General features: G+C 75.0%; 16 protein-coding genes. 8 read left to right on the top strand and 8 right to left on the bottom strand.

Going from position 1 to position 16,632, the window contains the following annotated elements; translation table 11 throughout:
- Nucleotides 1–123: 123 nt before the first annotated feature.
- A complete protein-coding gene (locus tag ACZ50K_RS14135; protein ID WP_468902063.1) occupies nt 124–327 on the top strand; it encodes a hypothetical protein in 204 nt (67 codons plus the stop codon).
- 70 nt (nt 328–397) lie between these two features.
- Here the strand turns inward: ACZ50K_RS14135 and ACZ50K_RS14130 are convergent, their stop codons facing one another.
- Nucleotides 398–2,041, bottom strand: a complete 1,644-nt coding sequence (locus tag ACZ50K_RS14130; RefSeq protein WP_468902060.1) for a DNA repair helicase XPB — start codon at nt 2,039–2,041, stop codon at nt 398–400.
- 120 nt (nt 2,042–2,161) lie between these two features.
- Nucleotides 2,162–4,747 (bottom strand): helicase-associated domain-containing protein, encoded by a 2,586-nt coding sequence (locus tag ACZ50K_RS14125; protein WP_468902058.1) that lies wholly within the window; start codon nt 4,745–4,747, stop codon nt 2,162–2,164.
- A 109-nt stretch (nt 4,748–4,856) separates the two neighbouring features.
- On the opposite strand from ACZ50K_RS14125, the gene ACZ50K_RS14120 reads away from it, so the two are divergent.
- Nucleotides 4,857–5,987, top strand: coding sequence for a hypothetical protein (locus ACZ50K_RS14120; protein WP_468902055.1), 1,131 nt, complete (start codon nt 4,857–4,859; stop codon nt 5,985–5,987).
- Between the two features lie 373 nt (nt 5,988–6,360).
- Nucleotides 6,361–6,993 (top strand): HAD family hydrolase, encoded by a 633-nt coding sequence (locus ACZ50K_RS14115; RefSeq protein WP_468902052.1) that lies wholly within the window; start codon nt 6,361–6,363, stop codon nt 6,991–6,993.
- A gap of 96 nt (nt 6,994–7,089) precedes the next feature.
- Here the strand turns inward: ACZ50K_RS14115 and ACZ50K_RS14110 are convergent, their stop codons facing one another.
- Nucleotides 7,090–7,356 carry a hypothetical protein gene (locus ACZ50K_RS14110; RefSeq protein WP_468902049.1) on the bottom strand — a complete coding sequence of 89 codons (267 nt, stop codon included), beginning with the start codon at nt 7,354–7,356 and terminating at the stop codon, nt 7,090–7,092.
- A 188-nt stretch (nt 7,357–7,544) separates the two neighbouring features.
- On the opposite strand from ACZ50K_RS14110, the gene ACZ50K_RS14105 reads away from it, so the two are divergent.
- Nucleotides 7,545–7,928, top strand: a complete 384-nt coding sequence (locus ACZ50K_RS14105; protein WP_468902046.1) for a cold-shock protein — start codon at nt 7,545–7,547, stop codon at nt 7,926–7,928.
- Nucleotides 7,929–8,021: 93 nt separating this feature from the next.
- On the opposite strand, the gene ACZ50K_RS14100 is transcribed toward ACZ50K_RS14105, so the two are convergent.
- From ACZ50K_RS14100 to ACZ50K_RS14085, 4 genes are all read right to left on the bottom strand, one after another.
- The gene (locus ACZ50K_RS14100) at nt 8,022–8,930 is read right to left on the bottom strand and encodes a 1,4-dihydroxy-6-naphthoate synthase (RefSeq protein ID WP_468902043.1); all 909 of its coding nucleotides are present in this window, start codon (nt 8,928–8,930) and stop codon (nt 8,022–8,024) included.
- On the bottom strand, nt 8,920–9,651 hold the full coding sequence (locus tag ACZ50K_RS14095) for a futalosine hydrolase (RefSeq protein WP_468902041.1): 732 nt from the start codon (nt 9,649–9,651) through the stop codon (nt 8,920–8,922). The genes ACZ50K_RS14100 and ACZ50K_RS14095 overlap by 11 nt, the downstream gene beginning before the upstream one ends.
- Nucleotides 9,652–9,670: 19 nt before the next feature.
- Nucleotides 9,671–10,165 (bottom strand): DUF2771 domain-containing protein, encoded by a 495-nt coding sequence (locus ACZ50K_RS14090; RefSeq protein ID WP_468902039.1) that lies wholly within the window; start codon nt 10,163–10,165, stop codon nt 9,671–9,673.
- Nucleotides 10,166–10,243: 78 nt separating this feature from the next.
- A complete protein-coding gene (locus tag ACZ50K_RS14085; protein ID WP_468902036.1) occupies nt 10,244–11,620 on the bottom strand; it encodes an MFS transporter in 1,377 nt (458 codons plus the stop codon).
- A 333-nt stretch (nt 11,621–11,953) separates the two neighbouring features.
- Between ACZ50K_RS14085 and ACZ50K_RS14080 the strand changes: the two genes are divergently transcribed.
- Together ACZ50K_RS14080 and ACZ50K_RS14075 are read left to right on the top strand one after the other, a co-directional pair.
- Entirely contained in the window at nt 11,954–12,871 is a 918-nt protein-coding gene (locus ACZ50K_RS14080; protein WP_468902034.1) for a DUF3027 domain-containing protein, read from the top strand.
- Nucleotides 12,872–13,121: 250 nt separating this feature from the next.
- Nucleotides 13,122–13,598 (top strand): Rieske (2Fe-2S) protein, encoded by a 477-nt coding sequence (locus tag ACZ50K_RS14075; protein WP_468902031.1) that lies wholly within the window; start codon nt 13,122–13,124, stop codon nt 13,596–13,598.
- A 42-nt stretch (nt 13,599–13,640) separates the two neighbouring features.
- Here the strand turns inward: ACZ50K_RS14075 and ACZ50K_RS14070 are convergent, their stop codons facing one another.
- Nucleotides 13,641–14,726 (bottom strand): WD40 repeat domain-containing protein, encoded by a 1,086-nt coding sequence (locus tag ACZ50K_RS14070; RefSeq protein WP_468902029.1) that lies wholly within the window; start codon nt 14,724–14,726, stop codon nt 13,641–13,643.
- A gap of 68 nt (nt 14,727–14,794) precedes the next feature.
- On the opposite strand from ACZ50K_RS14070, the gene ACZ50K_RS14065 reads away from it, so the two are divergent.
- Entirely contained in the window at nt 14,795–15,481 is a 687-nt protein-coding gene (locus tag ACZ50K_RS14065) for a GDSL-type esterase/lipase family protein (protein WP_468902027.1), read from the top strand.
- A gap of 41 nt (nt 15,482–15,522) precedes the next feature.
- A complete protein-coding gene (locus ACZ50K_RS14060; RefSeq protein WP_468902024.1) occupies nt 15,523–16,515 on the top strand; it encodes an aldo/keto reductase in 993 nt (330 codons plus the stop codon).
- Nucleotides 16,516–16,632 lie beyond the last annotated feature (117 nt).

Raw genomic sequence — 16,632 nt, 5'->3', positions numbered from 1 at the left:
TGCCCGGGCCCCGCCCCCTACGGGGGTCGTACGCGGGCATGGTCCGCGAGTCGTACACGGGGCTCGTCGGGGTTAGGCCGTGCGGGCGATGTGCCGGGCGGCGCGGAGTCGCAGGATGGATCCATGAGCACCGCAACCTTCACCCCGACCCGGGGCGGCCGCCCGAGCGGCGCCACCGCCACCTCCTCCGACTCCCACCGCCGTCCCCGCTACGGGGTGGGCGGCGTCCTGCGGGCCGCGAAGGTCTTCGCCGGCGCCGCCGTCAGCGTGGTCCTCCTCGGGGAGTACACCGACGCCGCCGGCGAACAGGATCTGGTCCGCCGCTGAAGCCGCCGGTGCCGCCGGAGCCGTGAAGCCGCCGGAGCCGTGGAGCCGCCGGAGCCGCTGAGGCGGAGGCTCAGTCCCCCTTCAGGAGCTCGTCGGCGTCCATGATCCGGTAGGCGTAGCCCTGCTCGGCGAGGAACCGCTGGCGGTGCGCCGCGAAGTCCTGGTCGATGGTGTCGCGGGCGACCACCGAGTAGAACCGGGCCTCGTGCCCGTCCGCCTTCGGGCGCAGCACCCGGCCCAGCCGCTGGGCCTCCTCCTGCCGGGACCCGAAGGTGCCGGACACCTGGATGGCGACCGTCGCCTCCGGGAGGTCGATCGAGAAGTTCGCGACCTTGGACACCACCAGCACGCTGATCTCGCCCTGCCGGAAGGCGTCGAAGAGCTTCTCGCGCTGCGCGTTGGAGGTCTCCCCCTTGATCACCGGGGCGTCGAGGTGCGCGCCGAGCTCGTCGAGCTGGTCGATGTACTGGCCGATGACCAGGGTTTGCTCCCCGCGGTGCTTCCGGACCAGGGCCTCGGTGACCTTCCGCTTGGTGGCGGTGGTCGCGCAGAAGCGGTACTTCTCCTCGGTCTCGGCGGTCGCGTAGGCCAGCCGCTCGCTCTCCGTCAGGTTGACCCGGACCTCGACGCAGTCGGCCGGTGCGATGTAGCCCTGCGCCTCGATCTCCTTCCACGGCGCGTCGAACCGCTTGGGCCCGATCAGCGAGAACACGTCCGACTCCCGGCCGTCCTCGCGCACCAGGGTGGCGGTCAGCCCGAGCCGGCGGCGGGCCTGGAGGTCGGCGGTGAACTTGAACACCGGGGCGGGCAGCAGGTGCACCTCGTCGTAGACGATCAGCCCCCAGTCCCGGGAGTCGAAGAGCTCCAGGTGCGGGTAGATGCCCTTCCGCTTGGTCGTCAGGACCTGGTAGGTGGCGATGGTGACCGGCCGGATCTCCTTGCGGGTGCCGCTGTACTCGCCGATCTCGTCCTCGGTCAGCGAGGTCCGCTTGACCAGCTCGTGCTTCCACTGCCGGGCCGACACCGTGTTCGTCACCAGGATCAGCGTGGTCGCCTTCGCCTCGGCCATGGCGCCCGCGCCGACCAGGGTCTTGCCCGCGCCGCAGGGCAGTACGACCACCCCGGAGCCGCCGTGCCAGAACCCGTCGACGGCCTGCCGCTGGTACGGGCGCAGCTGCCAGCCGTCCTCGGCCAGCTCGATCGGGTGGGCCTCGCCGTCCACGTATCCGGCCAGGTCCTCGGCCGGCCAGCCCAGCTTCAGCAGGGTCTGCTTGATCTGCCCGCGCTCGGAGGGGTGCACGGCCACCGTGTCGGCGTCGATGCGCTCCCCGACCAGCGGGGTGATCCGCTTGGACCGCAGGATCTCCTCCAGCACCGGCCGGTCGGTGCTGGTCAGCACGAGCCCGTGCACGGGGTGCTTGGACAGGGTGAGCCGCCCGTACCGGGCCATGGTCTCCGCCACGTCCACGAGTAGCGCGTGCGGCACCGGATAGCGGGAGAACTCCACCAGCGCGTCCACGACCTGCTCGGCGTCATGCCCGGCGGCCCGGGCGTTCCACAGGCCGAGGGGGGTGATCCGGTAGGTGTGGATGTGCTCGGGAGCCCGCTCCAGCTCGGCGAAGGGCGCGATGGCCCGCCGCGCGGGCTCGGCGAGTTCGTGGTCGACCTCAAGCAGCAGCGTCTTGTCGCTTTGAACGATGAGCGGACCGTTCACCTGGCGTGCGTCCCTTCGGGCAGCGGTGGCCCCCCGGATGCGGCAGACCAAACCTCCAGTCTGCCATCCGGCCGCTCCGTCGGGAGCGCGGACGCCGACGCCGATACGTCCGGCCGGCGGCTACACCTGGTCGTCGGCGAGTTCTGCCACGCCCGTGATGCGGTGCAGGGGGTAGGTGCGGACCTCGTCGGCGGTGTGGTCGTAGCCCGTCACGAAGCCGCCCTCCACGCGGACCGGGGCGATCACCCGCTGGCTGGCCGCGCCCTCCGCGTTCACGTAGCCGATCCACACCGCGCTGCCGGTCAGGGCCGCCGCCTGGACGGTGGCCAGGGTTTCGGCCGCCGTGGTGCGGGGGAGTTCGCCGGGGGCCGGGGCCCGGCCGCCGGGCGCGGTGGGTTCCTTGCGGACGGCGGTCGCCGCCAGGTCCCCGGCCCGGACGGCCCGGACCGCGGCGGCGAGCAGGGTGGCGTCCGGGACCGGCGGGCCGTCCGGGACCGGCCGGGGGGCGGTGCGCGGCGGGGTGCGGTGGGCGTCGGTCCGGGACACCAGCACGTCCCCGGTGTGGGATTCGGCGGCGGGCGCGTACCCCATGGCCCGCAGTCCGTCGAGCAGTACCGTCGGGTCGGCGAGGGCGGCCAGCACGGTCGGGGCGAGCCGGCGCAGGCCGAGGGCCGCGGACCGCTTGTCGGCGAGGATCTCGCCGAGCACGGAGTCGTCGTCGCAGCGGACGTACGAGGAGGCGGCGCCCACCCGCAGATGGCCGTGCCGGCGGGCCACGTCGTCGATCAGGTACGAGAGCGGCTGCGGGACCGGGGTGCGGCTGTGCTCGGTGAGGAAGGCCTGGAGTTCGGCGGCGGTCCGCCCGGCGTCCAGGGCCCGCCGTACCGAGGCCGGGGTGAACCGGTACACGGTCGCCCCGCCCTTGGACTCCACCACCGCGAGCACCGCGAGGGTGTCCGCGAGCGGCCGGCGCAGCGGGCCCGGGGCCACCGCGGTCAGGTCGGCCTGGAGCAGTACGTGGTCCACCGGCTCCGGCAGCAGCGGCCCGAGCAGCGGGGCGGGGTCCTCGCCGGCCAGCAGGGCCCGGCCGTGGGCGGCCAGCGCGCCGCGGCCGGTGACCCCGAGGAGTTCCGCCTCGTCCAGGGCCGACCGGGCCAGCCGGGCCCGCAGTTCGCCGGTCTGGCGGACCGGCCGTTCCCAGGCCAGCCGGTCCAGCAGGGCCTCGGCGCCGGCCGAGGCGCCTTCGGGGAGCGTGCCGAGGAGTTCCAGGACCCGGTGGCGGACCTCCGGGGCCGCGGACCGGTCCAGGTCGGGGCCGAGGGCGGCCAGGGTGCGTCCCTTGCCGTCGAGTTCGCCGACCAGTGCCGCGGTCCGGGTGGCGGGCAGCCAGGCGCCGGCCAGCAGCGACCAGCGCCGCTCCGGCGGGAGTTCGAGCCACTCGTCGTAGGCGGGGGTGGGGGCGTACCGTTCGTCGGCCTCGCCGTCGCTGGCCAACAGACCCGCAGCGTAGGCGAGTTCGATCCAGAAGGCGGTGGTGGGCTCGGTCAGGTCCAGGGTGGCCGCGGTCCGCTTCAGATCGCGTACGGACAGCCCGCCGGCCCGCAGCACGGCCGGTCCGGCCCCGTGCTCCCAGGACTTGAGCAGCTCCTCGACGGCGGCCAGCGCGGCCAGCGCCTGCCCGGCCGCGTTCGCGTCCACCAGCCGGGGCCGGTGCTCGGCCGCGGCCGGCACCGCCGGGGCCTCCGGCTCGGGCCTGCGGTGCGCCCGCCCGCCACGCAGATGGAGCGCGACCTCGCGGGGCAGCACCACGGTCCGGGGCGAGGCCGGCAGCAGCAGCCCGCGGTCCCGGAGCCAGCGCACCGGCGGGGTCGGGTTCGGGGTGACCTCCCCGTACGGCGGCCCCCACACCAGCCGGTCCAGCACCTGATGGGCCTCCGCCGGGGCCTCGTCCAGCAGCGCCGACATCCGCTCCGGATCGGTGAACAGCCCCGTCAGCGCGGTGACGGCGGACACCGGGTCGTGGGTGGCGGGCAGCCCGGCGTTCGCCACGATCTCCTGGACCCGGGTCGGCGACATCCCCGAGGTGGCCTCGGCGACGGTCGGCCCGAGACCGGTCGGGGAGGGGCGGGAGGCGCTGGGGGCGAGCAGCTCCCGGACGGTGCGGACCAGCCGCAGCCGGTCGTCCTCGCCCCAGACCAGCGCCTGGGTGCGCAGCAGTTCCAGGGTGCGCGGCAGCTCGCGCCGGATCGCGGCGGCCAGCGCGGCGGCGGAGCCGGTGGCGGCCTCGTGGCCGCCGTGGCCGCCGTGATCGCTCCCGTCCTCCCCGTCCCCGTCCCCGTCGGCGTCTGAGACTGTTGTGGCCGTCGTGGCCGTCGTGGCCGGAGCACCCGTCAGCAGGGCCTCCAGGGTGGCCGGATCGCAGGGTTCCGGGGCCACCGCCAGGGCCTCGGCGACCTGGAGGGCGAAACGGTCCAGCCGGTCCAGGGCCCGGACCACCGAAGCCCGGGTGCCGGCCCGGCCGGCCAGCTGGGTCAAGTCCCCCGGAACGGGGCTGAGCAGGTCGGGGCGGGCCGACAGCAGCGCGGCGAGGCCCGCGTCGTCGCGGGCGCGCAGCGCCTCGGCCAGGGAGCGCGGTGCGGTCCCCGCGGTGCTTGCGTCGGGCACGTTCGCCTCCAGGTCGCCTCGGCCGGTCCCGCCGGCCCCCATCCGGCCAACGTTATCCGCTGCGCCCCGGGCGGCTCCACGGGCGCACGCGCTACCTTCGGGACCGGGGGAGCCCCGCGGGACGCCGGGGACGGTACGGGAGGAGCCGGGCATGGGGATCGAGAGCGACCATCTGGTCTACGAATACCTGAGCCGCGTCGGGGACTTGGCGCAGCGTCGGCAGCTGGCCTCCGGGGACCGGATGCGGCTGGTGGCCGGGCTGCGGGACGAGATCGACCGCCGGCGCGCCAAGTACGACCCGGACACCCCGGCGGCGGTGCGGCGGATCCTGGAACGCATCGGCAGCCCGGAGGAGGTCCTGGACTCCCTCGCCGGGCGTCCGGGCGGCGCGGCGGAGCGGGCGGGCGAGCCGGAGGCGCGCGGCGTCCCCGACCAGCGCACCGCGGGGCGGCGCCCGACCGAAGGCCGGTCCACGGAAGGCCGGTCCACCGACGGCCGGTCCACCGACGGCCGGTCCGCCGAAGGCCGGTGGTCGGCCGCCCGGCTCCGCCGGTCCCGTACGTCCGCCCCCGGCGCTCCCGACACCTCCGCCGCCCCTGCCCCGGCCATGACCCCCGAAGTGCCCACCGGCGGGGCGCCGCCGCATCTGGCGGGCCTGGACGAACTCGGGCCCTCGGGCGGCGCGGGCGGGCCGGAGCCCGACTGGTGGCGGGTGTCCCCGCAGTTGTACGGGGCGGGGCCGCAGGTCGAGGGCTTCGCGGGCGGAATCGAGTTCCCCGCCTCCTTCGGCAAACCGGCCGCCGCCCCGGCGCCGGACCCGGACCCCGAGCCGGCGCCCGAGCCGGGGCCCGGAGGCGTACGGGGTGCCGTACGGGCCCTGCGCGAGCGCCGCCGCAAGCCGGCCCCGGCCGCCGCCCCCGAACCGGCCCCGGCCGCCCCCGCCGCCCGTCCCCGGCCGCACGTCTTCCTGCTGCTGGCCGCGGCGGTGCTGGTGGCCGGTGCGATCGTCGGGCACTGGCTGCTGCTCGCCCTCGGCTGGCTGTTCGCGTACGGGTCGAAGGTGCTCGGCCCGACGGAACGCAAATGGGTGGTGTTCGGGCTGCCCGGGGTGGTGGCCGCCGGAGTGCTGCTGTGGGTGTGGGGGCGGGCCTCGGGCCAATGGGGCGAGGCCATCGCCGCCGACGGCACCGGCGAAGCCCTCCGCGCCCTGTTCCCCTGGACCGTCCGGGCCGCCGCAGTGGCCTCGGCCCTCCACCTCACCTGGCGAGCCACCCGCCACTGACCCGACGCCCCGGCCCATGCCCTCCTGCCCCGGGCCGGCCCCGGCCCCACGGCCGGGCGGTGCGCGGCCCGGGCCTCGCGGCCGACGGCCGTCCGCGCTCCGCGCGTATTGCCGCGCGCTGACCAGCGACCGCTGGGTCCCGGGGGAGGAGCCCCGGTCTCGGGCACCTCGCGTTCGCCCGTCCGCCCCCGCCGGCCCAGCTGGCCCGGCGGGCACAGGGGGGCGCCCGCCCCGGGACCTCCCGGGCGCGGCCCGGCGGCCGCGGGGCCCCGGCCGCCGGGCTGCGCCCCGTCCGGCGGACGCGTGGCCCGCGCTGCCTGACCCGTACCCCCCGGCGCCGAGGCCCCGGAGGGGGCGTCGGCACAATGGGGGTATGGACCAGAGTGTGCTGACCGTTGGTTTCGACCTCGATATGACCCTCATCGACTCCCGGCCCGGGATCCGTGCCACCTATGTGGCGCTGGCGGCCGAGACGGGGGCCTTCATCGACGCGGACCTCGCGGTCACCCGGCTCGGGCCGCCGTTGGAGGAGGAGCTCGCGCACTGGTTCGCCGAGGAGGAGATTCCGGCGGTCGCGGACCGCTACCGGGAGATCTATCCCACCCATGCGATCGAGGCGACCCCGGCGATGCCGGGTGCCCGTGAGGCGATCGAGGCGGTGCGGGCGCTCGGTGGGCGCGCCATCGTGGTCACCGCCAAGCACGAGCCCAACGCCCGGCTGCACCTGAGCCACCTCGGCATCGAGCCGGACGCGGTGATCGGCTGGCTGTGGGCGGAGGCCAAGGCGGGCGCGCTGCGCGAGCACGGGGCGCAGGTGTACGTCGGCGACCACGTCGGCGACGTGCGCGGCGCCCGTACCGCCGGGGCGCTGTCCGTCGCGGTGCCGACCGGGCCCTGCCCGGAGCCGGAGCTGCGGGCGGCCGGCGCGGACGTGGTGCTGCCCGACCTCACGGCCCTGCCCGCCTGGCTGGCCGAGTACACGGCCGCCGCCCGCCCCGCCGTCTGAGCGACCCCCGGGGCGCCCACGCCCGGCTCCGCCGGAGCGGTCGGCGCTCACGCGCCGAGCGGCAGCCGGCAGGCGCCAGGCTTCAGACGCCTGGCGTCACGCGCCCGGTGCCGCCGTCTGGGAGGCGGTGGCGGCCCGCCGCTGGGCGGCGATTCCGCGCAGCACGCCGGCCGCCGAGATCATGAAGCCGACGCCCATCAGCATGCACACCGCCCACGCGTACGACGGGAACGGGTCGGTGCCCAGGAACAGCGGTGCCATGGTCGCCAGGGTGGCCAGCGCGCCGAGCAGGAACACGATGCCGCCGGCCTTGACCAATGCGTCGCCGGGCCGTGCGTCTTCGGACTGAGGAGTAGAGGTCACCCCACCAGGGTAGTTCCCTGGCCGAAGCGGTCGACAGGTTCGGTCCGGGGGACGTCTTGTCAGCCGCCCCTGGACCATTAGCCTGGAGGTGGCGGGTCGCGGACGACCCGCTGTACTGCTGTCCGGGGCCGTTCGCTGCGCACACCGGACGGCGATGCCGATCCGACGAGCGAGGACAGAGGACAGACGTGCCTACCGGCAAGGTCAAGTGGTTCAACAGTGAGAAGGGCTTCGGCTTCCTCTCCCGGGACGACGGCGGCGACGTGTTCGTCCACTCGTCGGTGCTCCCTGCCGGGGTCGAGGCGCTCAAGCCCGGCCAGCGCGTCGAATTCGGCGTGGTCGCGGGCCAGCGCGGTGACCAGGCCCTTTCGGTGACGGTCCTGGAACCGGCCCCCTCGGTGGCGGCCGCCCAGCGGCGCAAGCCCGATGAACTGGCCTCCATCGTCCAGGACCTGACCACCCTCCTGGAGAACATCACGCCGATGCTGGAGCGCGGCCGCTATCCCGACAGGGCGCAGGGTGCGAAGATCGCCGGTCTGCTGCGCGCGGTCGCCGACCAGCTGGACGTCTGACCCGTCACCGAAGCCGGACCGTGCCCCGCCGCTCCCACGAGTGGCGGGGCACGGTGCCGTCCGGGGCACGGTGCCGTCCGGGACCCCGCACCGCTACGGGAACTCCAGCGCGTCCGCCGCGATCGGCGGCACCAGGCCCTCCGCCGCCGCCCGGGTCAGCAGGCCGCGCACCGCCGCGTACCCGTCGTCGCCGAGGTCGGCCGTGAACTCGTTCACGTACAGGCCGATGTGCTGGTCGGCGACGGCCGGATCCAGCTCCTGGGCGTGCGCCCGGACGTACGGGCGGGACGCCTCCGGGTCCTCCCAGGCCATCCGCACCGAGCTGCGGGCCGCGTCGGCCAGGGCGCGCAGCCGTTCGGCGCCCAGCGACCGCTTCGCGACGATGGCGCCCAGCGGGATCGGCAGTCCGGTGGTGGACTCCCAGTGCTCGCCCATGTCGGCCAGGCAGTGCAGTCCGTAGTCGCGGTAGGTGAACCGGGCCTCGTGGATGACCAGTCCGGCGTCCACCCGGCCGTCCCGGACCGCGGGCATGATCTCGTGGAAGGGCATCACCACGACCTGGCCGATCCCGCCCGGCAGCACGTCGGCCGCCCACAGCCGGAACAGCAGATAGGCGGTGGAGCGTTCGCCGGGCACCGCCACGGTCCGCCCGGTCAGGTCCAGGCCGGCCTCCCGGGCCAGCACCAGCGGGCCGCAGCCGCGCCCCAGGGCTCCGCCGCACGGCAGCAGGGCGTACTGCTCCAGCACCCACGGCAGCACCGCGTACGACACCTTCAGCACGTCCAGCTCGCCGCGCTCGGCCATGCCGTTGGTGAGGTCGATGTCGGCGAAGGTGACGTCCAGGGCGGGCGCGCCGGGGATCCGGCCGTGTGCCCAGGCGTCGAAGACGAAGGTGTCGTTGGGGCACGGCGAGTACGCGATCCGCACGCCGACGCCCCCGGAGTCCTGGCCCTCGCCCTGGCCATGGCCCCGGCCCTGAATCTTGTCCTGGTCACCGGTCATGGTGGTGTTCTCCCCAGTTCGCGAGTACGGGTCCGAGCACGCGGAACGCGGCCGTCAGCGCGGCCAGCGCGTCGCCGATCCGCCAGGCGTCCCGGTCGCGCGGTCCGACCGTGTTGGACACGGCACGGATCTCCAGCACCGGCAGCCCGTGCGCGGCGGCGGCCTCCGCCACTCCGAAGCCCTCCATGGCCTCGGCCCCGGCCAGCGGGTGCCGGGCGGCCAGCTCGGCGGCCCGGGCGGCGGTGCCGGTGACCGTGGACACGGTCAGTACCGGCGCCAGCAGTGCCCCGGTGGCCTCGGCGGCCCGGGCGGCCAGCCCGGCGGGCGGCAGGTGCACGCTCCGGCCGAAGCCGAGCGCGTCGACGGTCAGGAACCCGTCCGGGGTGTCGGCGCCGAGATCGGCGGCCACCAGGGCGTCGGCCACGACCAGCGAGCCGGTCGGGGCGGCGGGCGCGAACCCGCCGCCGATGCCCGCGGACACCACCACCTGGTACGGGGCCGGGGCCAGTGCCAGCGCGGTCGCGGTACCGGCCGCGGCGGCGGCCGGACCGACACCGGCGACGAGGACGTCGAGGGCCAGCCCGGGAAGGTCCCGGCGGGTGATGAGGTACCCGCCGGGCAATGTGCGCGGCCCCGCTTCCACGGGGTCCGGATGAGGGGTGAGACCGGTGACGACGGAGTCCGCCTCCGCCGGCACCGCGGTCACGACGAGCGCGCGCACCGGATGCCCTCCGCCCGGACTACTTGAGCTTCAGACGGAACGCCCACACGGACAGCGGCTTGCCGTCCTTGGACAGCTGCACGATGTTCAGCGACTTGGAGGCCGGGGCCTCGCCCTGGCCGCCGGTGGCGAAGATGTCGGCGTTCGGGAAGCTGCGGTAGGTGTTCTTCGACAGGTCGGTGATCGGCTGGCCGTCCAGCACCGCCTGCCACTGGTCGCCGTGCTCCACGACCTCCGGCTCGACGCCCAGCCGCAGGGTGTCCCCGCGGCCGTACTCGATGGTCTTGGCCTTCTTGAGGTCGGTCAGGCAGGACTGCACCTTCTCGACCTCCAGTTCCTTCTTGCCGGACTCGGGCTTGCAGCTGGCCTCGGCGGACACCGAGGAGCTGCCGACCGTCACGGTCGCCAGAGGGGTCGGCTTTTCGCAGGCGGTCAGGAGGAGGAGGCCGGCTGACACGGCCCCGAGGGCCGCGACGCTGCGGCGGGCCCTACCCGGGATAAGCGGTGCGGTCATGAGCCGAAGGCTATCGGGCCGACCCGCCCCCGCACCGCACGGGGTGCGGGTGCCGCGCCGCACCCGTCCGCCGGGGGCTCACAACACCTTCGCCGGTGAGGACCCGGGGGAGGACCCGGGGGTCCGGTGGTGCGGGGAGCTGAGCAGCCCGCGCAGCGCCATCGTGGTGCCGGCCGCGACGATCGCGGCGGCCACCGCCATCCCCAGCACCCCGTTCAGCGGCAGCGAGATCCCGATCGCCCCGCCCACCACCCACGCCATCTGCAGCAGGGTCTCCGAACGGGCGAACGCCGAGGTCCGCACCGACTCCGGCACGTCCCGCTGGATCATCGCGTCCAGCGACAGCTTGGCCAGCGCCTGGCAGAACCCCGCGGTGGCCCCCAGCACCGCCACCATCACCGGACTGAAGAACGCCGCCGCCAGCACCGACACGCCCAGGGTCAGCGACAGCACCGTCGCCACGATCCCCTCCGGGGCCCGCGCCTTCAGCCAGGCCCCGACCGCCGTCCCGCAGGCGTTCCCCACCCCCGCCGACACGCCGACGATGCCCAGCGACACCGCCGCGCTCTGCCCGGCCAGCGGCTGCTCCCGCAGCAGGAACGCCAGGAAGAAGATCAGGAACCCGGACAGCCCGCGCATCGCCGCGTTCGCGCCCAGCCCGCACAGCACCGACGGACCCACCGTCCGCAGCCCCGGCTTGCGCGACTTCGGCTCGTGGGTGGACAGCCGGGCCCGCCGCTCCCCCTTGGCCTCGTCCACCTTGTGCGGCATCCGGAACGCCGCGACCGTCCCGGCCAGGAACACCACGCTCGCCCCGTACAGCGGCCAGGCCGGCCCGATCATGTGCAGCCCGGCACCCACCGGCGCCGCCGCACCCGTGGCCAGCAGCCCGGCCAGCGTCACCCGGGAGTTCGCCTTGACCAGCGAGAACCCCGGTGGCAGCAGCCGCGGCACCACCGCGCTGCGCACCACCCCGTACGCCTTGGAGGCCACCAGCACCCCCAGCGCGGCCGGATACAGCTCCAGCCCGCCGGTGGCCACCGCGCCCGACATCATCAGCGCCAGCAGCGCCCGCGCCAGCATCGCCGCCGCCATCGCGGCCCGCCGGCCGTGCGGCAGACGGTCCAGCAGCGGTCCGATCACCGGGGCGAGCAGGGTGAACGGCAGCATGGTGATGCCCAGGTACAGGGCCACCCGGCCGCGTGCCTCGTCCGTGGGAACGGAGAAGAACACCGTGGAGGCCAGCGCCACCGTGATCATCACATCGCCGGCGCCGTTCACCGCGTGCAGTTCGATGAGCTTCCCGAGCCCCGACTCGCCCGCCCCGTGCGCGTGCGTGGCCCGCCGGATCCCGCGCGCCGTACCGGTGAACGGCAGGTGCAGGGCGCGCCCGACCGCCCGGCCGGCCCGGCGGGCCCGGTCCGGGCCGCCATCGGCCGAACGTACGGGTGCCACCTGGCCATAGTGCCCCAGTGGGCCCCGACAGACCCCCCGCGGGACACGCGACCGGCCCGCCGATGTCCGAGAATCGGACTTGCATGTGGGCCCGGAGCCTGGAAGGAGGTAGCGTGCGTAGCGCGCCACCGGCGGTTGCTCCTGGCCGCGCGCCTCTTCGCTGTCCCGCAGAATGGATGGCAGTAGGCGCGCCCGGGACCCATCGGGCGCGGACGTCGACGCGGCCCTCTGGTCCGCTCCGCCCGCGCCACGCAGGGTACTGACCGACGGGTCGTTGTGAACGACAAGTACGGACGGCGCACTCGTGAGACGGCGTAGGAGAGAACGAGACCAGTGAGTGCTGCGACCACGCGAAGCCGGACCCCCCGCACCCCCGACCGCCTGTGCGTCGAGGCGGTGGAATTCGCCCGCGCGGCGGCCGAGGAGGCCGCGGCCCCCGGTGTGGTGGGCGAGCACGTCGCCGCCGTCGCCGAGGGCGACCGGGTGGTCACCCACTTCTTCGAGGCCAAGGAGCCCGGCTACCGGGGCTGGCGCTGGGCGGTGACCGTCACCCGCGCCTCCCGCGCGAAACTCGTCACCCTCGACGAAACGGTGCTCCTGCCCGGCGAGGACGCCCTCCTGGCCCCCGAATGGGTGCCCTGGAGCGAGCGGCTGCGCCCCGGCGACATGGGCCCCGGCGACCTGCTGCCCACCGACGCCGAGGACCTGCGGCTGGAGCCCGGCTACTCCGGCGAGGACACCCCGCCGCCGAACTCGATCCTCTCCGAGGACCTCGCCGAGCTCGCCGAGGCCGAGGACGCCGACCTCACCGACCGCACCGTGGTCCCCGAGCGCGGCTCCATCACCTCGGTCGCCGAGGAGCTCGGCATGCGCCGGGCCCGGGTGCTGTCCCGGTACGGCCTGCACACCGCCGCCGACCGCTGGGACGAGTCCTTCGGCGCGAAGACCCCGATGGCCCAGGCGGCCCCCGCCTCCTGCGTCTCCTGCGGGTTCCTGGTCAAGATCGGCGGCTCGCTGGGCCAGGCCTTCGGAGTCTGCGCCAACGAGTTCGGCCCGGCCGACGGCCGCCTGGTGTCGCTGTCCTACGGCTGCGGAGGCCACTCCGAGGCCGCGGTCATGCCCAAGCCGCTGCGCCCGGCCCCGCCGGTGCTCGACTCCATGGGCTCGGACGAGTTCCCGCTGCACCCCGCCGAGGTCCGGGGCACGGTGCCCGCCGAGGACCTCGAAACCGCCGACCTGGGCCACTCCTGACGGACCCTCCGCTCCACCGTCCGCCCCAGGGTCCGCCCGCGGACCCGAGCCCGGGCGGATTCCGGCGGACCCCGTTGGACCCCGTCCGGCGGTATCGGGGCCGCCCGGTCCGGCCGGGCCGCCCCGCATCCGGGGTGAATCCCCGGTGAACCCGCTCCACTGGTGGTACGTGTTGGCTGCGAGTCCACTTCCGGGGCTCCCGGTGCCGTGCGGCACCGCGCGGGCGCCGGGCGACGAAGGAGGCACGGGCATGGGCGACACCACGCTTCGGCGTACGGTCCTGGCTGCGGGCGCGGCGGCGGTCGCCGGCACCGCGCTGGCGGGCTGCGGCAGCAGCGGCGGCGACGGGACGGGCACCGGCGGCGACACCGCGACCGACCCCGGCGCCTCGGCCGGCACCGGAGGGGAACAGGCGGCCAAGGGCGTCGAGCTCGGCGCCGTCTCGGAGATCCCGGTCGGCGGCGGCAAGGTCTTCAAGAAGCAGAAGGTCGTGGTCACCCAGCCCAAGGCCGGCGAGTTCAAGGCCTTCTCCTCGGTCTGCACCCACGCGGGCTGCTCCGTCTCCTCGGTGACGGACGGACACATCGTCTGCCCCTGCCACCAGAGCCTCTTCAAGACCGAGGACGGCACCCCGGCGGACGGCCCCGCCACCCGCCCGCTGCCCCCGGCCGTGATCACCGTCACCGGAGACCGCATCACCCTGGTCCGTCCCCCCAAGGCGGAATGAGCCACACCGGCACGCCCCCGAGCGCCCGCGCCGCGCGCCCCGTCAGTCGCGGTTCGCGCGTCGGCGGAACAGGCGTTTACCGACGAGGACCAGGCCGGTGGCGGCCGCCAGCACCAGTGCCCCGCGGGTGAAGTTCGCGCCTTCCCCGGCCGGTTCGGCCGAGCCGGCCGACGGGGAGCCCGACCCGGACCCGGGCCCCCGGGACGGCCCGGCGGAGGCCGGCGGCCCGCCGGCCGCGGCCGGCACCGGGACCGCCACCACCTCGCTCCGCGGCCCCTCCGCCCCGAACATCAGCGTCGAACCGTCCGCCGAGTAGGTCACCGACTCCGCCTGCCCCTGCCACGGCGCGTCGATCCGCTCGCCGTCCCCGCCGCCCAGGGTGCCGTCCCGCCACGGGTACACCCGGGCCAGCAGATAGCCGCGCAGGGCCAGGTGGGTGCCGTCCGGGGAGAACGCCCCGTCCGTCACCCACGGCACCGGCGCCACCCGCCGGAACACGTTGGTGCCGGTGGCCGACAGCTTCGCCGGACCCTCGTACAGCCCGCCCTTGTCGTGCCGGTTCTTGCTCGCGATGTACACCCGGCCGGTCTTCGGATGGACCATCAGGGCCTCGGCGTCCCGCGGCCCGTCCGCGTACTTCACCGTGAACTGGGTGGCCCGCACGGTCACATCGCCCAGCTCCGCCGGCTCCGGGAACCGGTAGATCCACACGTGGTTCCAGCCGCCGTCGAGGTTGTCGCCGATGTCCCCGACGTACAGGGCCCCGTCCGGGCCGAGCGACACCGCCTCCACGTCGCGCGGTCGGCCGACCCCGGTCATGGTCACCCGGGCGACGGTCCGCCCGGTCGCGGAGTCCACCGCGTACAGGTAGGGGCCGTCGTCGCTGTCGTTGTGCGTCCAGTACACGCCCGGGTGCCGCCGGCTGGCCGCCAGACCGCTGGACTCGGTGATCCGCAGGTCCTCGATCACGAAGGAGGAGGCACCGTCCGCCGCGACGGCGGCGGGACGGGCAGTGGCGGCGGCCCCGGCGGACCCGGCTGCCGGGCCCGTCAGGACGGTGAGCGCGGCGAGCACGGCGGCCGCCGGGGCGGCGAGGACGGCGGCGGGGCGGGGCGGGATACGGCGCATGCCCTCCAGCCTGCCAGGGTGTCCGGCATCACAGCGGACCGGCCCGTGGGATCCACGATGATGACGGGATGCGTTTCATGTTCGTCGGCGACTCCATGACCATCGGACGCGCCGGCGACTACACCTGGCGCTATCGGATGTGGCAGCACCTCGCCGCCACCCTCGGCACCCCCCACGAGATCGTCGGCCCGCGCACCGAGGTCTACGACACCGGCGCCGACGCTCCCGTCTCGCACCACTACGCCGACCCCGGCTTCCCCGCGCCCGCCCGCCGCCACCTGGCCGGCTGGGGCGAGGGCTGGCAGCACATGGCCCCCGTCGTCGGCGAGGCCGTGGCCGCCCACCGGCCGGACGTCCTGCTGGTCTCCCTGGGCCTGATCGACCTCGGCTTCTACACCGACGCCGAGCAGACCGCCGCCAACGCCCGCCGGTTCGTGACGGCCGCCCGCGCGGCTCGCCCGACGGTCCGGATGGTGCTCCTCCCGGTCATCCCCAACAGCCGCGCCGAGACCGACGCCCCGTTCGCCGCCGAGGTCGAGCGCTTCAACGAACTGCTGGCCAAGACGGTGGCCGACCTGTCCACGGACACCTCCCCGCTGCTGCTCGCGGCACGCCCGGACGGGTACGAGATCGACCGGGACACCTACGACGGCACCCACCCCAACGCCTCCGGGGAACACCGGCTCGCCGGGGAGTTCGCCGCCGTCATGCACCAGGCCTGGGACCTCGGCGCGCCCTACCGGCCGCTGGACTGACCCTTGCTTCGAGTGGACTCCAGGCAGTTGGCTAGTGCCCCATGAAGTACACGCAGCTCGGACGCACCGGACTCAAGGTCAGCCGACTCGTTCTCGGCACGATGAACTTCGGTCCGCAGACAGACGAACCCACCAGCCACGCGATCATGGACACCGCGCTCGACGCGGGCCTGAACTTCTTCGACACCGCCAACGTCTACGGGTGGGGCGACAACAAGGGCCGCACCGAGGAGATCATCGGCACCTGGTTCGCCGAGGGCGGCGGCCGCCGCGACCGGACGGTGCTGGCCACCAAGGTCTACGGCAACATGGCCGGCGAGACCGGCTCCGCCTGGCCCAACCACGACAAGCTCTCGGCGCTGAACATCCGCCGGGCCGTGGAGGCCAGCCTCAAGCGGCTCCAGACCGACTACATCGACGTCTACCAGTTCCACCACATCGACCGGCAGACCCCCTTCGAGGAGATCTGGCAGGCCGTGGACGTCCTCATCCAGCAGGGCAAGGTCCTCTACGCCGGCTCCTCCAACTTCCCCGGCTACAAGATCGCCCAGGCCAACGAGACCGCCGCCCGGCGCGGCTCCGTCGGACTGGTCAGCGAGCAGTGCCTCTACAACCTGGCCGAGCGGCGCGCCGAGATGGAGGTCATCCCGGCGGCCCAGGAGTACGGCCTCGGGGTGATCCCCTGGTCCCCGCTGCACGGCGGACTCCTCGGCGGGGTCATCCGCAAGGAGGTCGAGGGCGGACGCCGCGCCTCCGGCCGGTCCGCGGACGCGCTGGCGAACACCTCGGTGCGGGCGCAGGTCCAGGCGTACGAGGACCTGCTCGACAAGCACGGCCTGGAGCCCGGCGAGACGGCCCTGGCCTGGCTGCTGACCCGGCCCGGGATCACCGGCCCGATCGTGGGCCCGCGCACGCCCGAGCAGCTGGCGAGCGCCCTCGCGGCACTGGAGCTGGAACTCGGCGAGGAGGTGCTGGCCGGCCTGGACGAGATCTTCCCCGGACCCGGACCCTCCCCGGAGGCCTTCGCCTGGTAGCCGGACGCCGTGGCGCCGCCGCCCCCGGGGGCGGCGCCACGGCTACCTCATGGCCGAAGCGACCGCCACCACGGCGAACATCAGCACGAGCACACCGGCCATCACACGGTTTCTGGT

It is taken from the genome of Streptomyces sp. NPDC033845 (genome assembly GCF_055576225.1).
This window is presented reverse-complemented; position numbering and strand designations above follow the sequence as displayed.

Coding starts and splice junctions, on each gene's coding strand:
- ACZ50K_RS14135 (WP_468902063.1), top strand. CDS start 124: ATGAGCACCGCAACCTTCACCCCGACCCGGGGCGGCCGCCCGAGCGGC.
- ACZ50K_RS14125 (WP_468902058.1), bottom strand. CDS start 4,747: ATGGGGGCCGGCGGGACCGGCCGAGGCGACCTGGAGGCGAACGTGCCC.
- ACZ50K_RS14120 (WP_468902055.1), top strand. CDS start 4,857: ATGGGGATCGAGAGCGACCATCTGGTCTACGAATACCTGAGCCGCGTC.
- ACZ50K_RS14115 (WP_468902052.1), top strand. CDS start 6,361: ATGGACCAGAGTGTGCTGACCGTTGGTTTCGACCTCGATATGACCCTC.
- ACZ50K_RS14100 (WP_468902043.1), bottom strand. CDS start 8,930: ATGACCGGTGACCAGGACAAGATTCAGGGCCGGGGCCATGGCCAGGGC.
- ACZ50K_RS14090 (WP_468902039.1), bottom strand. CDS start 10,165: ATGACCGCACCGCTTATCCCGGGTAGGGCCCGCCGCAGCGTCGCGGCC.
- ACZ50K_RS14075 (WP_468902031.1), top strand. CDS start 13,122: ATGGGCGACACCACGCTTCGGCGTACGGTCCTGGCTGCGGGCGCGGCG.
- ACZ50K_RS14070 (WP_468902029.1), bottom strand. CDS start 14,726: ATGCGCCGTATCCCGCCCCGCCCCGCCGCCGTCCTCGCCGCCCCGGCG.
- ACZ50K_RS14065 (WP_468902027.1), top strand. CDS start 14,795: ATGCGTTTCATGTTCGTCGGCGACTCCATGACCATCGGACGCGCCGGC.
- ACZ50K_RS14060 (WP_468902024.1), top strand. CDS start 15,523: ATGAAGTACACGCAGCTCGGACGCACCGGACTCAAGGTCAGCCGACTC.